Here is a 913-nt window from a genome sequence, read left to right as displayed (position 1 = left end):
GTTCGCAGGATGTCAAGGGTAGGTAAGGTTCTTCGCGTTGCATCGAATTAAACCACATGCTCCACCGCTTGTGCGGGCCCCCGTCAATTCATTTGAGTTTTAACCTTGCGGCCGTACTCCCCAGGCGGTCGACTTATCGCGTTAACTGCGCCACAAAGTCCGCGAGGGACCCAACGGCTAGTCGACATCGTTTACGGCGTGGACTACCAGGGTATCTAATCCTGTTTGCTACCCACGCTTTCGCACCTCAGTGTCAGTGTCAGTCCAGAAGGCCGCCTTCGCCACTGGTATTCCTCCCGATCTCTACGCATTTCACCGCTACACCGGGAATTCTACCTTCCTCTCCTGCACTCTAGCCTGACAGTTCCGGATGCCGTTCCCAGGTTGAGCCCAGGGCTTTCACAACCGGCTTATCAAGCCACCTACGCGCGCTTTACGCCCAGTAATTCCGATTAACGCTCGCACCCTCCGTATTACCGCGGCTGCTGGCACGGAGTTAGCCGGTGCTTCTTCTGCGAGTGATGTCCTTCCTGGTGGGTATTGGCCACCAGGCTTTCTTCCTCGCTGAAAGTGCTTTACAACCCGAAGGCCTTCTTCACACACGCGGCATGGCTGGATCAGGGTTGCCCCCATTGTCCAATATTCCCCACTGCTGCCTCCCGTAGGAGTTCGGGCCGTGTCTCAGTCCCGATGTGGCTGATCATCCTCTCAGACCAGCTACGGATCGTCGCCTTGGTAGGCCTTTACCCTACCAACTAGCTAATCCGACATAGGCTCATCCGATAGCGCAAGGTCCGAAGAGCCCCTGCTTTCCCCCGTAGGGCGTATGCGGTATTAGCCTGGGTTTCCCCAGGTTATCCCCCACTACCGGGCAGATTCCTATGCATTACTCACCCGTCCGCCGCTCGTCAGC

Annotated in this window: 1 rRNA gene; it reads right to left on the bottom strand. The window is 57.0% G+C overall.

Annotated elements, in window-relative coordinates:
- A 16S ribosomal RNA gene (locus DU505_RS22205) occupies positions 1–913 on the bottom strand; the annotation flags it as partial.

The organism is Billgrantia montanilacus (genome assembly GCF_003336675.1).
Taxonomy (GTDB): Bacteria; Pseudomonadota; Gammaproteobacteria; order Pseudomonadales; family Halomonadaceae; genus Halomonas; species Halomonas montanilacus.
Note: the sequence above shows the minus strand (reverse complement) of the source record. Positions and strands in the feature narration are given on the sequence as shown.